The organism is Pirellulales bacterium (assembly GCA_035533075.1).
Classification (GTDB): domain Bacteria; phylum Planctomycetota; class Planctomycetia; order Pirellulales; family JAICIG01; genus DASSFG01.
The window spans coordinates 54,855-74,621 of sequence record DATLUO010000038.1 but is presented as its reverse complement, the minus strand read 5'-3'; the positions used below and the strand labels follow the sequence as shown (position 1 = coordinate 74,621).

Here is a 19,767-nt window from a genome sequence, read left to right as displayed (position 1 = left end):
CGTGGAACGCACGGTCCGGCAACATCCGGGCGACGTGCGGTTCTTGAACGTCGGCGTGCGCGTCATCGATCGGCAGCAAAGGCTTTGGCCGAGAGGAGATGTCGCGGAGCACGACAGCGCCGCACCCTCACGAGACGGCCTCACCCGCGCGCGGGTCCCCGGGCCATCCTCCAGCGGCGCGGCGACGCGGTTTCCCTTCTTGCCGGCCGGACTGTGCGACTTGGCCGACCTGGCGCGGGGTGTGCGGAACGCCACGGAGCGGAACGCCACGGAGGGCGTTCCCTACAGAGCGGGCGATGGCGACGAGGAGAAACCGGCGTCGCTGTTGTTCGAAGAGCGATGCGCCGACGCCTTCCGCAGCCTGGGCTTCGTGGTGAAAGAACTGGGGCAAGGCTGCGGCCGCGCGGCCGATTGCCTGGCGCTGGCCCCGGCCGACCGCTTCGGGCTGGTGCTCGACGCCAAAGTGCGCAGCACGGGCTACACGCTGGGCACCGACGACCGGCAGTTCTGCGATTACGCCACGCGGCACGGCCGCGAGCTGGCCCAGTCCGGCATCGACCGCATTTATTTCGTGGTCGTCGGCAGCGGTTTTCGCCGGCACGACCTGGAGAACCTGGCCGGCTACATGGCCGCGGAGCCGGTCCGCAGCGTCTCGTTTCTCGAAGCCCACGCCCTGATGCGGCTGGTCAACGACAGCATCCAGCATCGCGCCAGCTTCCGCCTGGCCGACCTGGAGGGGCTGTTTTTCGGGAACAAGATCATCGAGGGGTAGAAAGTAGGTGGTACATCGAGACGCTACGCGGGCACGCCCGGTGCCCGCTTCTTTGCCCGCCGCCTACTTCGGTGGTTGCGGTCGTCGTTACGGCCACGCCCGAGGAGCGTTTGCAATCCACGGCGCCAACAGGAGTTATTGGCGCGCATGTCGCCGCGAGCGGCTTGTTTTCCGCAACGCAACCGACCGCGGCGCCTGAGCCATAGTATGCCCTAACGACGGTGGGCCGGCGCTCGCAAGCTCTCGTCCCACCCTATGGCCCATTAACCAGGTCGATTTTGGAATCTACGGCTGCGGGTGCTCGACCAGCAGCTCGGCCTTTTGCGGATCGTATTTGTACTTGTAGCCGGGCTGAAGCTGCGGCAAGCGAATCTGATTGAACTCGATGATCTTCTTCATGAATTCTTCTTCCGTTTTCGGCTTGAAACCGTGCTCGCCTTCATAGAGGTTCATGGCCTGATCGACCTGCAAGAAGATCAGCCGTTCCTGCGCCTGAAAGTACACGCTGACCGGCGTCGTGACCACGCCGGGACCATAGTTGCCCTTGCCCGTCACGCCGGCCTGGGCTTTTTCGGTGACGACGCTCGGTGGCGGCTGGCCGGGCAGAGTCACGCCGGGCAAGCCCGGAAACGAACCGGGCACTTGGGGTGTGGCCGGCGCGGCGGCGGCGCCCGGCGCCGGTGGTTGCGCCGCAGCTTGGCCGGCGGCCCCCGGCAGATTCGGCGGCGGACCCGTCATGGCGGCGGGCGGAGCGACCGGGGCGGCCGCGCCGGCCGGTTGCGCCGGCTGAGCCGGGGCGGCGAGCGCATTGATGTCCGAGCCGACCAGCCCGGCCCCGCCCGCGCTGCCGCTGGCCTGGCGGCGATTGCCGCCCAAGTCGCCACATCCGGCGCAGAAAGCCAGCCCCAACGCGATCAAGGCACAACGGTGTTTCATGGTCTCACTCCAATGTCAGGTGAAAGTTCCAGCGTTCCATTTCGGACAAGACGGTCCGCTTCGTCATATCGAAGTCCAATGGCGTTAGTGTAACAAATCCCGCGGCCAAAGCGCTCAGATCGGTCTCGTGCGCGGTCTGCGGCGGGGGCGGTCCGTTGACGGCCCAATAATAAGGCCGGCCGCGCGGGTCGCGCCGCTTCTCGAATTGTTCGCCATAGCGGGCCGCGCCCATGGGCACCACGCGCACCTCGGCGGGCCGCTCCAAGGCCACTGTGGGAATGTTCAAGTTGTAAAGCTGCGGCGACGGCCCCTTGAGCTTCAGAAGCTGCTCGATCACTTCGCGGGCCAGTCGGGCCGCCCGGTCGAACCGCGCGTGCTCGTCGTACTCCAGCGACACGGCGATGCTGGTGATTTCGAAAAACGCCCCTTCGATGGCCGCCGCCACCGTGCCCGAATAGAGCACGTTGATGCCGGCGTTGAGTCCGCCGTTGATGCCGCTCACGACCAGGTCGGGCCGATACTTGCAGAACTCGAAGATGCCGAGCTTGACGCAATCGGCCGGGCTGCCTTCGACGGCCCAGCCGCGCCGCCGGTCGCCGTCGAACAGTTCCTTGACCACCAACGGGCTGAGGAAGGTGATCGAGTGTCCCACGCCGCTCTGCTCGACCGCCGGCGCCACCACGCAGACCTCGCCCAAGTGGCGCAGTTCACGCTCCAGCGCCGCCAGGCCCGGCGCGTAAATGCCGTCGTCGTTGGTAAGGAGAATCTGCACAAGCTTCCTGGATGAATCTGTCGCGATTGGCCTCTTTACGGTCGCGATGGGAGTCCGAGCTTTTCACGGACCTGCTCGAGGCTAACTAAACAGCCCCGTAATCAACCGCCCGCCGTCGACAATCTTGATCGGGCGGCCGTTGGGCGCTTCCAGCGTGGTGCCGGCGTCGAGGCCGATCGCGGCGCAGATCGTCTGGAACAGGTCTTCCACGGAGACCGGCTGTTCGGCCACGTCGCTGCCGTCGGGCGTGGTCTTGCCGATCACGCGCCCGCCGCGAATGCCCGCCCCGCTCAACAGCACGCTGAACGTCTTGGGCCAATGGTCGCGGCCGGCGCGGGCGTTCACCTTCGGCGTGCGGCCGAATTCGCCCATGCACAACACCAGGTTGCGTTCCAACAGGCCCCGTTGGTGGAGATCGGCGGCCAACGCCCAGATGCCCTGATCGACTTCGCCGGCCATCTTTGGCATGGCCTTGAAGATTTCTTGATGGTTGTCCCAGCCGCCGCGTTGCACCTCCACGAACGGCACGCCCGACTCGACCAGCCGCCGGGCCACCAGCAACCCTTGGCCAAAGGCGCTGTGGCCGTAAGCCTCGCGCGTCTTCTCCGATTCGCCTTCGAGCTGGAACGCCTTGAGCTTGGGCGACAGCACCATCCGCGTGGCCTGCGCATAAAGCCCTTGCTGCTCTTCGGCCAGGTTCTTGGCTCCGGCCAGCGCAAACTGCGCGTTCTGCTCGTGCAGCATCGCCAGCCGCCGCTCGAGGTGGTCTTTGGGAACGCTCTGGGCCACATTGTCGGGCAAGGCGCCGGCCTTATGCACGATGAACGGCTGCGAATGGACGCCCAAGAAGCCCGACCCGATGGTGTTGCCGATGCTGACGAAGTTGGGCAGCTCCGCGTCGCGGCGGCCCAACTGCTCGGCGACCACCGAGCCGATATTGGGAAACTTGAGCGAGCCGGTGGGGCGGCGGCCGGTGTGCAATTGATAGGTCGCCCGCTCGTGGGCGCCTTCCTTGTTGGTCATCGAGCGAATGAGACCCCAGCGGTCGAGCGAGCCGGCCAGCTTCGGCCAATACTCGGCGATCTGCACGCCGCTGACCTTGGTGCTGATGGCCTTGGTCTGGCCGCCGTTGGGCGTGCCGGGCTTGGGATCCCAGGTTTCCATTTGACTCGGACCGCCGGCCAGCCAGACGAGAATGCACGAGCGGCCCTGCTTCTTCAGCTCGTCGGCATGCAGGCGGATCTGGCCCAGCAGGCCCGAGCCGGCCAGCGCGGCCGTGCCGAGCCGGAAGAAGCTTCGCCGCGACACGCAGCCATCGGCGGTGACGCGGAGGTGCAGGCACGTTTCGTCTGGTCGGCATTGCCCGGCCAATGGTGTCGTGGTTGGCGACGTGCATATTACTGGTCGTTGCATGGTTCAGCACCTTTCGAGGGAGCCCCGTGTCCTGCCACTCCATCACCTTTCAACACTTGCTCACCGCCAAAGCAATCACGCACAAGCGCGCAGTCGCTCTGCATCCGCACGCTATTCCTCGGTGATTGCCCACCCTTCCAGGCGCCCCGTCGGAAGCCGCAGCAGCTTGGGCTGGGAGCAGATGATGCGAACGATGTTCGGGTCGTCGCGATTGCTCAACATTTCAATTCCCACGATTTCGACCTCTTCTTCAGAATCGAGGCTTTGCAGCCGCACTCTTTTGCCTCTATTGAGCGAACCGCGTTCCACGCGAACATCGAGGCCGATCCGTCCTCCGAGAACCGATCCCGGAAAAAGTTCGCCAAGGTTCATTGCCTCGACGACCGTAGCAGTAAGTTTGTCGGTGGCAGTTCGTGTCATAAATACGAGTCTATTCCACGGTATCCAGTCTTTGCAACTCCGCTCTGATGTTCCGCAGGTTTGCGATAACTTGACGCAATTCATCCCGCGGAAGCTGCCAAGTGTGTCGATGTCGGATCAAGATCTCGGCGGCTTCAGCCTCAAAGCGCAGCACCCCTCCGGTGTCAGCTTCGATCGTCACGCCACTGCGGAACTGTTCCGCATGGACGAGTTCTTCAAACACCGCGGTCCTGGTCGGCTTCGCAGGAAGGAGGATTGTTTGCTCGTTCAGCGTGAGTCCTCCCGCCTTTCTCGTCTTGAGGTACTGCTGGGCGTCCGGGCTCTGGTCCACAAGTCCCCCTGCGGCGCGGAAAGCCGCGGTGATTGCATCGACTTCCGGCTGACTCAGACCTCTGCCGCGATATCCGGCTGGCATCACTACTCCAGCGACTTTAACGCCTCGCAATGAATTCGGTGGAGTTGACGAGGATCCAAACCAGGTCGGCGACGGCCTCCTGGCGGTTGTGCGATTGCTTCAGAAAATCGGCCGCGCGGTCGCGCTCGCGGTCGTTCGGCTCGCGCCCCAGCAGGCCCCGATACAGCTCGTCGATCAGCTTGTCGTCGCCGGCGATCTTTTGCAGCCGCTGCGTAAAGGGGCCGGTCTTGATGCCCGACTGCAAGGCCGGATTGTTCATCAAAAACAGCACCTGCTGGATGGCCCCTTTCACGTCGGCCAGCGGCAGCGACGGATCGACGGCGAAAATATGCTCGACTTCGGGCGTGAGCTTGTCGCTGCCCACCACGCCGGCGACGGCGGCCGCCACCTGGTCTGCCCGCAGCCGCGTGGGACGCACCGCGGTGAACAGCGTCTGCGACGGGCCGGGCGTGCGCGACCGCCGCTGATAGGCGTGCGAGTTCATGATCACGTGGAACGGCCAACGCGGGTCGAACTGCTGGTTGCGAAACACGTAGGCCATGCGGTTGACGATCAGCTTGTGCGTCACGTCGCCGTCGGGGCCGAGGCTATCGACGGCGTAGAATCCGTCGCCCATCAGCTCGTTCCAGACGCGGTTCACGTAGGCCCTGGCAAACCAGTAGTTGTTCGGGTTGTAGACCAGATAAGCGGCTACCGCCACGCGCCGGGCGTCGGGCGGCAGGTCGGGCGGTGGCTGCTCGCCCAGCAGAAAGCGGGGCACCACCTCGGTCTTCTCCGGCGGGTTTTTCAAGTCGGGCATGTAATACTTGCCGCGCGAGAAAAACGCCGCTAGTTCGTGAAACTGAATCCGCTTCCAGCGGTCGAAGGGATGGTCGTGACACTCCGCACACTGAATGCTGACGCCCATGAACACCCGCGCCGTCTCGGCGGCGAGCTGGGTCGGCTGGTTCTCGCAGGCCAGGCCGAAGTTGTCGGGGCCGTTGTCCTTGTCCTTGCCGTCGGCCGCCAGGATCTGGGCCACGATCTGGTCCCAGCCGTCGTGCCGCTGGAGCTGCTCGGCCAGCCATTTCTCCATCGCCGCCTGATTCAGCCGCCGCTTGTCGACCTGGCTGTTGTAGAGCATCACGTTGCACCAGAACTTCGCCCAGCGCGTGGCGAAGCCGCCGCTCTCCAGCAGGCGGCTGACGAGCTTCGACCGCTTGTCGCGCGTGGCGTCGGCCGCGAACTTATCCAGCTCTTCGATCTTGGGCGGCTGGCCGGTCAGGTCGAACGTGACACGGCGAAAAAACGTGGCGTCGTCGACCAGCCGGGCGAAGCGGTCGGCGGGCAGCTTGATCTCGTACTCCAGCGTCTTATCGAGGTCTTTTTCCGTGAAGACGCCGCTGTGCTTGATGGTTTTCCACGGGCCGCTCTTGCGAAAGTACTCCAGTGCCTGCAGCTTTTGCTGGGGGGTCTTCACTTCCGGCACTCGCGATGCGGCGGCCGCCGGGCGGACTGCGGAAAGCAAAACGGTCGCCAACACGGCGGAGATCCGTTGGCGGCGGGACAACAAAAGGCAACGTCGGCCGGACATATTTCTTGGCAGTGCGGCTTGCAGCATAGCCACGCGTGATTTCGTGGCCTCTTCCATACTATCAAGTAATGTCGGCTGTTGCACGTCGGGTTCGGGGATCGCGTTCTGCCAGCGTGGCTTGACCGCGGCGCCTAACAGCCGGTATAGTAAGGTTTTACATTTTCGACCCTGTTTTGCCGTGGGGCGCCGTCGATGCCTCCCGTCGTGATCGAGTTGCGCAGCGCGGAGGATTCGCGCGATGTGGTGCATCGCGCCGTGCAAGCCTTGGCCGAAGGGCACCTGGTTGCGCTGCCGACCGAAACCGTCTATTGCCTGGCGGCCAGCGCCTTGAGCCACGAGGCGGTGGCCCGGCTGCGCACGTTCGCCGCGGACGACGGTCAGGCCTTGACGCTGGCCATCAAGAGCGCCGACGAAGCGCTGGATTATGCTCCCGTGCTCAGTCCGCTGGCGCGACGGCTGTCGCGCCGCTGCTGGCCCGGGCCGGTGACGATGATCGTCGAAGACCGCCACCCCGACAGCCTGTTGAGGCAGCTCGATCGCGAGGTGCAGCAAGCGCTGATTCACGACGAGCACGTTGGCCTGCGCGTGCCGGGGCACCACGTGGTGCTCGATGTCTTGCGGCTGTTGGCCGGGCCCGTGGTGTTCGCCAACGTGCGACGGGATGGAGCGTCGGAACTGGTCACGGCCCAGCAGATGATCGAACGCTTCGGCGACGATCTGCAGCTCGTGCTCGACGACGGGCGGAGCCGCTTTGGCCAGCCCTCGAGCGTGGTCAAGGTGCATGACCGCAGTTTCGACGTGGTGGAAGTCGGAGTGGTCTCGGCACATACCTTGAAGCGGTTGGCGAGCATGATCGTGCTTTTTGTCTGCACCGGGAACACCTGCCGCAGCCCCATGGCCGAAGGGCTGTTCCGCCATTTACTCGCGGAGAAGCTGGGCTGCAAGCCGGACGATCTGGAAGACCGCGGCGTGATTGTGAGCTCCGCCGGAATCGCGGCCATGCTGGGCGGCCGCGCCGCGGCCGAGGCCATCAGTGTCTTGGCGCCGCTGGGCGTCGACTTGACCGGGCACGAAAGCCAGCCGCTGACCGAACAGCTCGTCCGGCACGCCGACGTGATGCTGGCCATGACGCGCTCGCACCGGCAGGCCATCCTGGCCGAGTGGCCGGGCGCGGCGGAGCGCGTCAAGCTGCTCAGCCACGACGGGGCCGACGTGCCCGACCCCGTGGGCGGACCCGCGGAGATGTATGAACGCTGTCTGGCGCAGATGAGACCGGAGATCGAAGGCTGGGTGCGGTGGGCGGCGGAGCAAGTCGGCCCCTAAGGCTTTGCCCCGGCCACCGACCTGAAATATCGAGGTGACCTTCATGCGAATTGCGATCGGCAGCGACCATCGCGGCTTTGCCACCAAGCAAAAGCTCATCGACCTGCTCAAGCGGCTGAATCAGGACGTCGTCGATGCGGGCACGCACAGCGCCGAGAGCGTCGATTATCCCGACGTGGCGCGGATCGTGGCCGAGCAGGTCAGCCGCCAAGAGGTCGATCGCGGCATTTTGATCTGCGGCACCGGCATCGGCATGTCGATCGTGGCCAACAAGTTTCCGGGCGTCCGCGCGGCGCCGTGTCACGATGATCTCTCGGCCGAGATGAGCCGCCGCCACAACGACCTCAACGTGCTTTGCCTCTCGGCCGACATGCTGGGCGAAAAGCTGATCGACCGCATGGTCGAAATCTGGCTGAAGACCGAGTTCGAGGGCGGACGCCATGCCCGGCGAGTCGAGAAAATATCAAAGCTGGAGCAGAGCGCGCAGGGGTGATCGGGTGCCGGAGCGGGTCCTCTGTGGGGAACGGACTCCGTGCCGTTCCGCCGAATGCCGATTGCTGATCGTCCGGTGCGCGCGGAACGGCACGGAGTCCGTTCCCTACAGAGTCTTGCCCACGTGGGGCTGTAGCCCACACTGGGGTCGCCCTATTCTGCCAAGTCGCTATAATATGCGGTCTATTTGCTGCAAACCCGTTTGTTTCGCTCTTCGGAGGAACAGCGTCGATGAGCCAAACCGAGATCGAACCCATTCATATTGAGCCTGCGACTGCCCAGCCACCGCCGCGCTTCACCACCCCCGGCATCGGTTCGGCCACGCCTTACGACAAGTGCCTTGCCCTGGCGAACAACCTCTGGTGGAGCTGGCAGCCGGAAGTCGTCAACCTGTTCCGCGATCTCGACCCCATTCGCTGGCGGCAACTCGACCATAACCCGATTGCCCTGCTGAGCGAGTTCACGCCCGAACGGCTGGAAATGCGGGCGGCGGAACTGGTGCTCTACAGCCGCATCAACCACGCCTATCGGCGGCTGAAGGAGTACCTGAGCAACAACCAGACCTGGGGCAACACCCACGCCGGCGTGCTGGGGTCGAAGCCCGTCGCCTATTTCTCGGCGGAGTTCGGCATGCACGAGTCGGCGCCGATCTATTCCGGCGGCCTGGGCGTGCTTTCGGGCGACCACGTCAAGACCGCCAGCGACCTGGGTATTCCCTTTATCGCCGTCGGCCTGTTTTACGATCAGGGATATTTCAAGCAGCACCTCGACCACGAAGGCTACCAGCAACAGGAGTACCTCGATACGAAGGTCGAAAACCTGCCGATGGTGCCGGCCGTCGGCATCGACGGACAACCGATCCACGTGATCATCGAGACCCGCACCGGCAAGCTGGTGGCCAAAGTGTGGTTGATGCGCGTGGGCCGGGTGCATCTGTATTTGCTCGATAGCGACGTCGACGGCAACAGTCCGGAGGACCGCGAGCTGACCAGCCGGCTGTACGGCGGCGATCACCGCACGCGCGTTCGCCAGGAGCTGGTGCTCGGCGTCGGCGGCGTGCGGGCCTTGAAAGCGCTGGGCATCACGCCCGGCGTGTTCCATTTGAACGAGGGTCACAGCGCGTTCGCCACGCTGGAAGCGGTCCGCGACATGATGGAGTCGGACGGGCTGACCTTTGACGAGGCGCTGCGCGACATGGCGCAGCATACGGTCTTCACCACGCACACGCCCGTGCCTGCCGGCCACGACCGCTTCGATGCGGGCCTGATCGAAGAACACTTGGGTCCGCTGCGCGACCGGCTGGGCATCTCGCTCGACCAGCTTATGGGCCTCGGCCGCGTCGAGCCGCACAACGGCGGCGAAACGTTTTGCATGACCGTGCTGGCGTTGAAGCTTTCACGTCGGGCAAACGCCGTCAGTTCGCTGCACGGGCATGTCAGCCGCCGCATGTGGGCCCACCTCTGGCCCTGGCGCGTGGAAGAAGAGATTCCCATCGGGCACATCACCAACGGCGTCCACGTGCCGAGTTGGCTGGCCTGGCAGATGCAGCAGCTCTACGACCGCAATTTTCCGGTCGATTGGTTCAAACGCATGGCCGAGTCGGATGCCTGGCAGGGCATCCATAACGTCGATCCCGGCGAGCTGTGGGAGACCCACTACGCGCTGAAGAACCTGCTACTGGCGTTCGTGCGGCGACGCGTGAGCCGGCAGTGCCGCCGCCGCGGCGAAAGCGACGAAGTGGTCGAAGCCGCGCGAAACATGCTCGATCCGCACGTGCTTACTATCGGTTTCGCCCGGCGGTTTGCCACGTATAAGCGGGCCGATTTGATTCTCAGCGAGCTCGACCGGCTATCGGGCCTGGTGAACGATCCGCAGCGGCCGATCCAGATTATCTTTGCCGGCAAGGCCCATCCGGCCGACGAGCCGGGCAAACAGCTCGTCAAGCGCATCGCCAACCTGCGGCACGATCCGCGGTTCGCGGGGCGCGTGGCCTTTATCGAGGACTACGACATCAACGTCTGCCGCCACCTGGTGCAGGGCGTCGACGTGTGGCTGAACAATCCGCGGCGGCCGCTGGAAGCCTCCGGCACGAGCGGGCAAAAGGTGGTGCTCAACGGCGGGCTGAATCTTTCGGTGCTCGACGGCTGGTGGGCGGAAGCCTACGACGGCAGCAACGGTTTTGCGATCGGCAAAGGCACCAGCCACGTTTCAGACGAAGTGAACGACCGCCGCGACGGCGCCGACCTCTACCGCGTGCTGGAAGACCAGGTGATTCCGCTCTATTACGATTACGACATCGACGGGCTGCCTCGCCACTGGATCAAGCGGATGATGAACTCGATCAGCTCGCTGGCCTGGCGGTTCAGTGCCCATCGCATGGTGATCGACTACGTCCGCAGCGCCTACCTGCACGCCGCCGGCGGCCTGAGCTGCGATATGGACCGCTGAACCGCAAGCGATAAGCTAGTTGCAGCATGCGAACCACCTGGAACTTTTATTCGGCCGGACAACTCGTTTTCGGCAGCGGCGCCGCCAACCAGACGGGCCAGCTCGCGGAACAGTTAAGGCTCCGCCGAGTGCTCTTGGTCACCGACGAGAGGCTCATCGCCGCCGGGCTCGACCGGGGCGTGCGCGACGCGCTGGTCTCGGCCGGCATCGCAGTCGAGGTGTTCAGCGGCGGACAGCCGGAACCGTCGCTCGATCTCGTCGAACGCTGTCTGGCCGAAGCGCGGCGCATCAAGCCCGGCGGTGTGTTGGGGCTGGGCGGCGGCAGCAACATGGACCTGGCCAAGATCGTGGCCGCAGTGCTGGCTCATGGCGGCGGTCCGCGCGATTATGTGGGCGAAAACCGCGTGCCGGGTCCCGTGCTGCCGCTGGTCTGCATTCCCACCACGTCGGGCACCGGCAGCGAGGTGACCGCCGCCTCGGTGCTGACCGATACGGCCAACCAGATCAAAGTCGGGGTGCTGAGCAACTACCTGCGGCCCAAGCTGGCCATCGTCGATCCGCTGCTGACGGTAAGCTGCCCGGCCAAGGTCACGGCCGATAGCGGCATCGACGCGCTGACGCACGCCATCGAAGCCTACACGGCGGTCGATAACGAGGCGTTTCCGTTGCCTGAAGGCGAATGCTCGGTCTATCAGGGCCGGCATCCGCTGGCCGATTGCCTGGCGGAAAAAGCGATCGAGCAGATCGGCCGGCACCTGGTCGCCGCGGTGTGCGAGCCGCACAACCTCATCGCCCGCGAAGGGATGTCGCTGGCGGCCACCGTCGCCGGGCTGGCGTTCTCGAACACCGGCGTGGCCCTGGTGCATGCGATGGAGTATCCCGTGGGCGGCGCGGTGCATTGTTCGCACGGCGCGGGCAACGGCCTGCTGTTGCCGTTTGTGATGCGCTACAACCTGCCGGTGCGCGTCAAGCAGTTCGCCCGCGTTGCTGAACTGCTGGGCGAAGACATCCGCGGCCTGACGGAAGCCCAGGGGGCCGAACGGGCGATCGCGGCGGTCGAACGGCTTAAGGCGGCCATCGGCATTCCCGCACGTTTGCGAGATTTGGGGGTGACCGGCGAGCAGCTTCCTCGGTTTGCCGAGAAGGCGTTTGCCATCAAGCGAATCCTGCGGGTCAACCCGCGTGTGCCGACGGTGGCCGACATCGAAGAAGTCTATCGAGCGGCATTTTAGCCGGAAGGGTCCGTCGGACCAGACGAATGGGGATTATCGCCGCTTCGACTTACGTCAAAAGAAAGGCGCCCCCGTTGCTGCCGCCCGTAGGCAGGGTTAGAATGTGGCCAATCTTTTGGCCGCTTCTCCGTTTAGTTACCGACCTTGGAATAGCGTTCTGGCTGAGATCACCAACTGATTAACGGCGGGCGCTGTCGGAAACGCGAACGAGAGCGTGCCGTATCCACCAGGTTTTCGCGAAGCAGTTTTAGCGCGGAGTGTTTGTCATGCCGAAGGGAACGATCAAGAAGCTCGTCCAAGACAAAGGGTTTGGATTCATCAAGCAGCAGGGAGGACAGGACGTCTTTTTCCATACGTCGGTTGTCACCGGCGCCCAGTACGATGATTTGACGGAAGGCCAGGAAGTGGAGTTCACGCTCGATCAGGGCGGCGGAGGCAAAGGGAAGGGGCCGAAGGCGGCCTCGGTTACGCCGGTGTAGCGTAGACCGCTTGCTCCGTTGTCACAAGGCCGCCTGTGGGACACAATGAATCGTAGGCCCTGGCTGGCACGTCCAGCCAGGGTTCTCGCCAAGAGTCTTTGCCCACCTGAGACGCTGCTGTGTACGATCGCGTCGAACTGATTTCGAGCGCTGCTGCCGCTGACCGCCGGCGCGTAACGACCGTGCCGGCGGCAGTCGCGGCGGTGACGTTTTTGATGCTTTGCCGTCCGGCCTCTGCGCAGTCGCCGGCGGCAGCGATCAATTTTGGCCGCGACATCCAGCCGATCTTCGCCAAACGCTGTTTCGCCTGCCACGGCCCCGACAAGGGCGAAGGTGGATTGCGATTGAACCAGCGCCAGACCGCCCTGGCCGAGCTCGATTCGGGCGAACATGCCGTCGTGCCCGGCCAGCCCGACCAAAGCGAACTGTTGCGGCGCATTGCCGTTGCGGATGAATCCGAGCGGATGCCGCCGGAAGGCAAGCCGCTCGATGCCGCGCAGGTCGCGCTCATTCGCCGCTGGATCGCCGAGGGCGCCAAGTGGGAAGAGCACTGGGCGTTCCAGCCGGTTGTTCGTCCGGCCGTACCGACCGTGAATCGCCGCGACTGGGTCCGCAACCCAATCGACGCCTTCATCCTCAGCCGGTTGGAGCAAAACGGCCTCGCACCGGCGCCGCCGGCCAACAAGCTGGCCCTGCTGCGTCGCGTGCATTACGATCTGACCGGATTGCCGCCCACGCCCGACGAAGTGGATGCCTTTCTGGCCGATCGTTCGCCCGACGCCTACGAGCGGTTGGTCGACCGCCTGCTTGCCTCGCCCCAATATGGCGAGCGGTGGGCGCGGCATTGGCTCGATGCGGTGCGCTACGCCGAGACGAACAGCTTCGAACGCGACGGCCCCAAGCCGCACGTCTGGCGCTATCGCGACTATGTCATCCGCTCGTTCAACGACGACAAGCCTTACGACCAGTTCGTCCGCGAACAGTTGGCGGGCGACGAACTTCCGCCCGTCACTCCGGAGAAGCTGATTGCCACCGGCTTCTATCGACTCGGCCTGTGGGACGACGAGCCGGCCGACCGGCTGCAAGCACAATACGACACGCTTGACGATCTGGTGACGACGACCGGACAAGTGTTTCTGGGCCTGACGGTCAACTGTGCCCGTTGCCACGACCACAAGATCGATCCCATTCCGCAGCACGATTACTACAGCCTGCTCGCTTTTTTTCACGGCATCAAGCCGATGACGACGACGGGGCCGAACATCGAGCGGCCGCTGTTCGAGAGCGACGCCGACCGACGGGCCTATGAACAGCGCGTGCGCCAGCGGGAAGCTCGCCGCGATGAGCTGCAAGGCCAGGTGACGGCGCTGGAAAACGAATTCGTGGCGATCTATCGCAAGTCGCACGAGGGCGACTCGGTGAGGCAAGCCGATCTCGACGATCTTGAATATCGCTTCTATCGCGATCGTTGGGACCGGTTGCCCGACTTCGACAACCTCAAGCCGGAGACGATCGGCAAGGTCGGCGACGGCCGCTTCGACATCGGCCTGGCCACGCGGGAGAGCGATTTCGGTTTCGTGTTCACCGGCTTTCTGAAGGTGCCGGTCGACGGCGACTACACGTTCGTCGTCGATTCCGACGACGGCTCTCGGCTCACCATCGCCGGGCAGCGGCTGATCGAATACGACGGCATCCACAGCGTGGGCAGTCCGCAGCAGGCCGGCGCGTCGCTCAAGCAGGGGTTGGCGCCGATTCGCCTCGACTATTTTCAGGCACAGGGCGGGCGAGGTCTGAGCGTGGCGTGGAGCGGGCCGGGGTTCGAGCGGCGACCGCTGTCCAGCGGCGATGGAAAACGCCCGTTCGCCGGAGCGCGGGAGTTGCCGGACATTCTGAGGTCGCAGGCCGCCAAGTTGCTCGGACAAGAATGGTATGCCGACTATCGCCGGCGCTTCGCGGAATTGCAGCGGTTGAAGCGCGAGCCGGCCCCGGCCGAGTATGCGCTGTGCGTCACGGAGGAGCCGCAGCCGCCCGAAACGCACCTGCTGGTGCGGGGCAACGCGCATGTGCCGGGAGCGAAAGTCGAGCCGGGGTTTCCGGTCCTGATTGCCGGCGGCCAACCCGTGCTGCCCGCGGCATCGGCCGGTCAAGCCACCGCCGGCCGGCGACGCGTGTTAGCGGAGTGGATTGCCTCGCCCGACAACCGGCTCTCGGCCCGCGTCATGGTCAATCGTATTTGGCAGCATCATTTCGGCCGCGGCATCGTCCGCTCGCCCAACAATTTCGGTTACCTCGGCGACCGGCCCACGCATCCGGAGTTGCTCGATTGGCTGGCCAGTGAATTCATGGACCGCGGCTGGCAAATCAAACCGCTGCACCGCACGATCCTGCTCTCCAACGCCTACCGGATGTCGTCGGAATCGAACGCGGCCGCTTTGGCGCGCGATCCGAGCAACGACCTGTTCTGGCGGTTCAACCTGCGGCGGTTGAGCGCCGAAGAAATCCGCGATTCGATCCAGGCGGTCGTAGGCCGGTTGAATTCGCGGATGTATGGGCCGAGCTATTATCCGAAGTTGTCGGCGGACGTGATGGCGACGCAATCGGCGCCGGGCAAAGGCTGGGGCGATTCGCCGCCCGACGAGCAGGCCCGCCGCAGCGTCTACATTCACGTCAAACGCTCGCTGATTACGCCGCTGTTGGCCGATTTTGATTTCCCCGACACGGACGCAAGCTGCGAGGCGCGATTCGTGACCACGCAACCGGCCCAGGCTTTGGGAATGCTCAACGGGGAGTTCGCCCACGAGCAGGCCGGCCAGCTTGCCGCGCGGCTGCGGCGTGAAGCGGGCGGCGACCGTGCCGCGCAGGTGCGGCTGGCGTTGCGGCTGGCTCTCTGTCGTGCGGCCGACGACGCGAGCGTGGCCCGCGGCGTGGCCCTGATCGAACAGCTCGAAAAAGAGCATGGCCTGGACGCCCGGCAGGCGATCGACTACTACTGCCTGCTGGTGCTGAACCTGAACGAGTTTGTATATCTGGATTAGGGCTGCCCGCGGCGTGCCGCGGCCGTAGTGAAGACCGCATCCTGTCGGCTTGTCGTCAAACGCCGGGGACGGCGTTCCCTACGGGTCGCTTCGCGCGTTATAATTCAAAAACAAGAACACCCGAGGGCGGCGACATGGGAGGAAATCGGATGCGTCCCTTATCAGTTTTGACAATCGCCACCATCCGCGCTTGTTCCGGTGGGAATAAAACCAGCATCACGTCGAATGGCCCGCAAGCCGTGATTTCGCGCGCTCCAGTCCGCCCCTGCGTCGACTTCCGAAGTCGGTTGTCAACATCCTTTAGAACTTTCGCAGCGACCGGTGGCCTGGCCGTGATGCTGTTTGTGCTTTCGGCTTGGCCCACTGCTTCGGCTGTCGAACCGAAACCGCGCGGCGCCAAGTCGCTCGATGAACAGTTGCTCGAAGACCTTGCCCCGGAGCCAGAAAAGCCGGCTCCTGCGAAGAGGCCGCTGCCTGTTACGCGCAAGCCGACGGACGAAGAATCCATCAAGCCGGATTCGATGCCCCCGAAAAAACGCGGCTTGGACGACGAACTGCTCGACGGTCTGGAGGGCGAAGACGTCTCGCTCTCGTCGAATCCGGCGAACGAGAACCCGCTCGTCCGCCTGAACCAGCGGATGAAGGAGGTCGAACGGCGGATTGCCGTGGCGCACGGCGACGAGAAAACACAACGGCTGCAGCACGAAATCTCCGACGACTTGAGCAAGCTGATCGCCGAAATGGAGCGGCAGTGCAGTCAGTGCAAGAAGTCGGCGTCATCGTCGCGCCGGCAGCAGACTGGCCCAAGCAAGCCGGGCCAAAACCCCGGCCAGCAGGCGTCCGACAAGCCCGCCCGCGACAGCTCCGCCCGCCTGAAAGAGAAAGAGACGGCCAAAGTCGACCGTGCCCGCATGCAGGAAATGCTCAAGGACGTCTGGGGCCACTTGCCGCCGCACCTGCGACAGCAAATGGAGCAGACCGCCAACGAAGAGTTTCTGCCCAAATACGAATTGGAAATCGCCGAGTACTTTCGCTCTTTGGTCGGCAGCCGGCGAGACAAGAAGTGAGGTGGAAGGTGTTCAATGTGTATTGTGTGCCAAGCATCGTGTGTCTGATTTGCGTGCTGCTGCTGCCGCCCGCCTCGTTCGCCGCGGACAAAGACAATGACGACGACGATGCCGAAGTCCGCGCGGCGGATCTGATTACGCCCGAAGCCCAGAAGGCCATCGACCGCGGCCTGCACTTCCTGGCCCGCCAACAGCACGACGACGGTTCGTTCGGCGGCGGAGGCTACAGCCGCAATGTGGCCGTCTGCGGACTGGCCGGCATGGCCTTCATGTCGGGCGGCAGCACGCCCGACCGCGGTCCCTACGGGGACGAGGTGGCAAAGTGCGTCGACTTCATCCTCAAGAATTCGCAGGACGACGGCTTCATCGACGTGCCCGGCTCCAGCAGTCACGGGCCGATGTATGGTCACGGCTTCGCCACGCTGTTTCTGGCCGAGACCTACGGCATGTCGATGAAGGCGGAAGTGCGCGAGCGGCTGTCGAAGGCGGTGGAGCTGATTGTCAACACGCAAAACAAAGAGGGCGGCTGGCGCTATCAGCCCATCCGGCACGACGCCGACATTTCGGTGACGATCTGCGAGATCATGGCGCTGCGGGCGGCACGCAACGCCGGCATCTTCGTGCCCCGCGACACGGTCGATCGCACCATCGATTACGTCAAGAAGAGCCAGAACCCCGACGGCGGCTTCATGTATATGCTGCAAGGCGGGCAGAGCGCCTTTCCGCGTTCGGCCGCGGGCGTGGTGGCCCTCTACAGCGCCGGCATCTACGAGGGCCAGGAGATCGACAAAGGGCTGGCCTACTTGACGACGTTCTTGCCCAACCGCGACGCCGTGGGGTTCAACCGCGAAACGCACTACTTCTATGGGCACTATTACGCCGTGCAGGCCATGTGGCACGCAGGGGGTAAGCACTGGCGCGAGTGGTATCCGGCCATCCGCGACGAACTGCTGGTGCGGCAGCGGGGCGACGACGGCGCCTGGATGGATTCGATCTGCCAGGAGTACGGCACCGCGATGGCGTGCATTATATTGCAGATGCCCAACAACTATCTGCCGATTTTTCAACGGTGAGCACGGTGAAGGGTTCAGGGTTCAGGGTTCAGGGTTCAGGAATTAGGCGTCAGGCGTCAGGCGTCAGGCGTCGGTTCAATTTGCATTTTGCAATTTGCAATTTGCAATTTGCAATGGTCGTTGCAGCGTGGCCCTTCGCTGTGTTCTGCCCGACGGTGCAAGCGACTTTGGCCGAAGATTCCGCTCCGCTCCGGCGGTCGCTGGTGCCGCTGAAAGGCGATCGGTTGTCTGCGACGCTGCTGTCGATCTCGGCCGAGGGCGAAGCGGCATTCGCCTGCGACAGCGGGGAGCGTCGGCTGGCGCTGGGCGAGCTCGTTGCTTGGGGATCGCCCGTCGAGCCAAGGGCGATGGTGCAGTTGGTGCTGGCCGACGGAGGTATCGTCGTCTTGGATGACGCGATGCCCATCACCGAAGACGATTGGCTGATCGCCGGCGCCGAAACGTTCGGCACTCTGAAGCTGCCGCTGAAGCTGCTGGCCGGCGTGATGGTCCATTCGCCCATCGACCCGCAGCGGCGCGACCAGTTGGTTGCCCGAATCATGTCGCCGGTCGCCGAAAAAGGCGACGCGGCCGCCGAGAACCGAGACCGGCTGTTTTTGGAAAACGGCGATGAGCTGCGCGGGCGCGTCGTGGCGCTGACCGACAACGGCGTCGAGTTCAAAGCCGACGTCGGCCCTTTGAGCGTCGAACGCGATCGCCTTGCGGCCATCGCGTTCGATCCCACGTTAAGAGCCAAACCCTCCACGGCGCCGCGGACGCTGGTCGGTTTTGCCGATGGCAGCGTGATCTCGGCGAAGTCGATGACTTTGTTGGAGGGGCATTTCGAGTTGGCGCTGCTCGATGAGCTGCCATTGTCGGCGGACGACGCCGGGCCGGTCTTCGTGCAGCCGCTGGTCGGGCGGGTCGTCTACCTCTCCGATCTGCGTCCGGCCGGCTATCGGCATCTGCCTTATCTCGGCACGCCGTGGGATTATCGGCTCGATGCGAACGTGGAGGGGACGCGCCTGCGGGCCGGGGGCGCGATCTACGCCAAGGGGGTCGGCATGCACAGCGCGTCGCGACTCACCTGGCAGCTCGACAGGCCCTACCGCCGTTTCCAGGCAGACCTGGCGATCGACGACCAGACGGCCAACCGCGGCAGCGTCGTGTTTCGCGTCTTCGCGGGAGCGCGCGAGCTTTACAAAAGCCCGGTGGTGCGGGGAGGCGACAAGCCGTTGTCGATCGCCGTCGATCTGGGCAATGCTCGGCAGTTGAGTCTGATCGTCGATTATGCCGATCGGGCCGACGTGCTCGACCACGCCGACTGGCTCAACGCCCGGCTGGTTCCATGAGCAAGGCTTCGCCGCGCGTCCAGCGGTCGACCGTTTCGGGCTCGTCCAGCACGGCTGCCAACGCTTGGTTCAATTCATAACGGTGCCCGTCGAACCCGGCCGCGGTCAAGGCCGTCGCCAGACCTTGTTGCATGGCATCGCTCACCGTGGCTGAGAACTCGGCGGCCGACGTTGCCGCCGGGCCCGTCGACCGGTCGCACGGCAACCCGCAACGGCCGCGGCATTGCAGCGGGCGCGTGCCGAACGCCAGGCAGTGCCCGTCGTCGCCCAAGAGCGGGCATAAACCCGCCGGGCACTTGTTGGCTTCCTGGTCGGCGGCGACCTCGTTATCGTGGGCGCGTCGCATGATGCGCCGCACGTCGGCGGCCGGGAGCCGAGCGTGCAACTCGTCGGCGATGGCCAGCGCCTCCGGCACGGTGACGCGGACGCCTTTTGCGCCATAATCGAGGCAAATCGAATGTCGAGCGGCGACGGGGGGCAGAACACGGTCGATGACAAAACTGGCTTGGGCCTCGACCTCGCGGCCCACCGCGGCGGCCGTCTCGCGCGTCCAGGCGCCGCCCGCGTGTTTTTTCACCAGCGATTTCGACCAGTCGGCCGCCCAGGCACGCAGCGCACCGCCGCGCAGTAGCGGAAGCCGCGACACCGTGGCAGGCCGGCGTTGCAGCTTGCCTCGCGACGCGAACGCTTCCTTGGAGATGGCCCAAAACAGGATGCCCGCAATCGCGATGACGATCATCGGCAAAACCAGGAACATCGAGATGATAATGATTTGCATGGCAGAGCCTCGGTTCAGAAGGAAGTCGGCGCGACAGAGTCCGTGTTTGGGAATCGCTGACGCGACCAACGCATGCACGTCGTGTGCCTTATTTCTTTTGACAATCCGAGGTAGTAAAGAGGCGTGGCTGCTCGGCTGATCAAGCGCGGCAATCGGTGGGCCGGCGCTCGCTAAAGCGAGCTTGCCCCACCTTACGTCTGGCCGGCTC

The 19,767-nt window shown here is 64.5% G+C and carries 17 protein-coding genes; 10 read left to right on the top strand and 7 right to left on the bottom strand.

The features are described from left to right. On the top strand, positions 1-772 hold a 772-nt coding region (locus VNH11_04420; GenBank protein ID HVA45611.1), incomplete at its 5' end, for a hypothetical protein. Positions 773-1,057: 285 nt separating this feature from the next. On the opposite strand, the gene VNH11_04415 is transcribed toward VNH11_04420, so the two are convergent. The 6 genes from VNH11_04415 to VNH11_04390 all read right to left on the bottom strand — a co-directional run bounded on the left by VNH11_04415 (position 1,058) and on the right by VNH11_04390 (position 6,250). Next, positions 1,058-1,708, bottom strand: coding sequence for a hypothetical protein (locus VNH11_04415; protein HVA45610.1), 651 nt, complete (start codon positions 1,706-1,708; stop codon positions 1,058-1,060). A gap of 4 nt (positions 1,709-1,712) precedes the next feature. Next, complete coding sequence (gene surE / locus VNH11_04410; protein HVA45609.1) at positions 1,713-2,480, bottom strand: 5'/3'-nucleotidase SurE; 768 nt, start codon at positions 2,478-2,480, stop codon at positions 1,713-1,715. A gap of 81 nt (positions 2,481-2,561) precedes the next feature. Continuing rightward, entirely contained in the window at positions 2,562-3,893 is a 1,332-nt protein-coding gene (locus VNH11_04405) for a DUF1501 domain-containing protein (GenBank protein ID HVA45608.1), read from the bottom strand. Positions 3,894-4,004: 111 nt separating this feature from the next. Continuing rightward, positions 4,005-4,313: a hypothetical protein gene (locus VNH11_04400; protein ID HVA45607.1), complete on the bottom strand. Its 309-nt coding sequence runs from the start codon at positions 4,311-4,313 to the stop codon at positions 4,005-4,007. A 10-nt stretch (positions 4,314-4,323) separates the two neighbouring features. Beyond that, the gene (locus tag VNH11_04395) at positions 4,324-4,728 is read right to left on the bottom strand and encodes a hypothetical protein (protein HVA45606.1); all 405 of its coding nucleotides are present in this window, start codon (positions 4,726-4,728) and stop codon (positions 4,324-4,326) included. A 16-nt stretch (positions 4,729-4,744) separates the two neighbouring features. Further along, positions 4,745-6,250 carry a DUF1549 domain-containing protein gene (locus VNH11_04390; GenBank protein ID HVA45605.1) on the bottom strand — a complete coding sequence of 502 codons (1,506 nt, stop codon included), beginning with the start codon at positions 6,248-6,250 and terminating at the stop codon, positions 4,745-4,747. A 243-nt stretch (positions 6,251-6,493) separates the two neighbouring features. Here VNH11_04390 and VNH11_04385 point away from each other — a divergent pair, with 243 nt between their 5' ends. From VNH11_04385 to VNH11_04345, 9 genes are all read left to right on the top strand, one after another. Continuing rightward, a complete protein-coding gene (locus VNH11_04385; GenBank protein ID HVA45604.1) occupies positions 6,494-7,624 on the top strand; it encodes a Sua5/YciO/YrdC/YwlC family protein in 1,131 nt (376 codons plus the stop codon). A gap of 43 nt (positions 7,625-7,667) precedes the next feature. Beyond that, on the top strand, positions 7,668-8,117 hold the full coding sequence (gene rpiB, locus VNH11_04380) for a ribose 5-phosphate isomerase B (GenBank protein HVA45603.1): 450 nt from the start codon (positions 7,668-7,670) through the stop codon (positions 8,115-8,117). 230 nt (positions 8,118-8,347) lie between these two features. Beyond that, the gene (gene glgP / locus VNH11_04375; protein ID HVA45602.1) at positions 8,348-10,564 is read left to right on the top strand and encodes an alpha-glucan family phosphorylase; all 2,217 of its coding nucleotides are present in this window, start codon (positions 8,348-8,350) and stop codon (positions 10,562-10,564) included. A gap of 26 nt (positions 10,565-10,590) precedes the next feature. Further along, positions 10,591-11,796 (top strand): iron-containing alcohol dehydrogenase, encoded by a 1,206-nt coding sequence (locus VNH11_04370; protein ID HVA45601.1) that lies wholly within the window; start codon positions 10,591-10,593, stop codon positions 11,794-11,796. Positions 11,797-12,062: 266 nt separating this feature from the next. Then, positions 12,063-12,275, top strand: a complete 213-nt coding sequence (locus VNH11_04365; GenBank protein ID HVA45600.1) for a cold shock domain-containing protein — start codon at positions 12,063-12,065, stop codon at positions 12,273-12,275. A gap of 119 nt (positions 12,276-12,394) precedes the next feature. Then, positions 12,395-15,310, top strand: a complete 2,916-nt coding sequence (locus VNH11_04360) for a DUF1549 domain-containing protein (GenBank protein HVA45599.1) — start codon at positions 12,395-12,397, stop codon at positions 15,308-15,310. A gap of 521 nt (positions 15,311-15,831) precedes the next feature. After that, the gene (locus VNH11_04355; protein ID HVA45598.1) at positions 15,832-16,377 is read left to right on the top strand and encodes a hypothetical protein; all 546 of its coding nucleotides are present in this window, start codon (positions 15,832-15,834) and stop codon (positions 16,375-16,377) included. Positions 16,378-16,394: 17 nt separating this feature from the next. Then, a complete protein-coding gene (locus VNH11_04350) occupies positions 16,395-17,450 on the top strand; it encodes a prenyltransferase/squalene oxidase repeat-containing protein (GenBank protein HVA45597.1) in 1,056 nt (351 codons plus the stop codon). A 113-nt stretch (positions 17,451-17,563) separates the two neighbouring features. Continuing rightward, positions 17,564-18,781: an NPCBM/NEW2 domain-containing protein gene (locus tag VNH11_04345; protein HVA45596.1), complete on the top strand. Its 1,218-nt coding sequence runs from the start codon at positions 17,564-17,566 to the stop codon at positions 18,779-18,781. Here VNH11_04345 and VNH11_04340 read toward each other — a convergent pair. Continuing rightward, the gene (locus VNH11_04340; protein HVA45595.1) at positions 18,759-19,559 is read right to left on the bottom strand and encodes a hypothetical protein; all 801 of its coding nucleotides are present in this window, start codon (positions 19,557-19,559) and stop codon (positions 18,759-18,761) included. The two genes, VNH11_04345 and VNH11_04340, sit on opposite strands and share 23 nt — an antisense overlap. Between the last annotated feature and the right edge of the window lie 208 nt (positions 19,560-19,767).

What these genes read in the sequence shown, in the direction of transcription:
- VNH11_04340 (HVA45595.1), bottom strand. Translation starts at nt 19,559, where the DNA reads ATGCAAATCATTATCATCTCGATGTTCCTGGTTTTGCCGATGATCGTC.
- VNH11_04400 (HVA45607.1), bottom strand. Translation starts at nt 4,313, where the DNA reads ATGACACGAACTGCCACCGACAAACTTACTGCTACGGTCGTCGAGGCA.
- VNH11_04345 (HVA45596.1), top strand. Translation starts at nt 17,564, where the DNA reads ATGGTCGTTGCAGCGTGGCCCTTCGCTGTGTTCTGCCCGACGGTGCAA.
- VNH11_04405 (HVA45608.1), bottom strand. Translation starts at nt 3,893, where the DNA reads ATGCAACGACCAGTAATATGCACGTCGCCAACCACGACACCATTGGCC.
- VNH11_04385 (HVA45604.1), top strand. Translation starts at nt 6,494, where the DNA reads ATGCCTCCCGTCGTGATCGAGTTGCGCAGCGCGGAGGATTCGCGCGAT.
- VNH11_04395 (HVA45606.1), bottom strand. Translation starts at nt 4,728, where the DNA reads ATGCCAGCCGGATATCGCGGCAGAGGTCTGAGTCAGCCGGAAGTCGAT.
- glgP (HVA45602.1), top strand. Translation starts at nt 8,348, where the DNA reads ATGAGCCAAACCGAGATCGAACCCATTCATATTGAGCCTGCGACTGCC.
- VNH11_04415 (HVA45610.1), bottom strand. Translation starts at nt 1,708, where the DNA reads ATGAAACACCGTTGTGCCTTGATCGCGTTGGGGCTGGCTTTCTGCGCC.
- VNH11_04365 (HVA45600.1), top strand. Translation starts at nt 12,063, where the DNA reads ATGCCGAAGGGAACGATCAAGAAGCTCGTCCAAGACAAAGGGTTTGGA.
- rpiB (HVA45603.1), top strand. Translation starts at nt 7,668, where the DNA reads ATGCGAATTGCGATCGGCAGCGACCATCGCGGCTTTGCCACCAAGCAA.
- VNH11_04355 (HVA45598.1), top strand. Translation starts at nt 15,832, where the DNA reads ATGCCCCCGAAAAAACGCGGCTTGGACGACGAACTGCTCGACGGTCTG.
- VNH11_04370 (HVA45601.1), top strand. Translation starts at nt 10,591, where the DNA reads ATGCGAACCACCTGGAACTTTTATTCGGCCGGACAACTCGTTTTCGGC.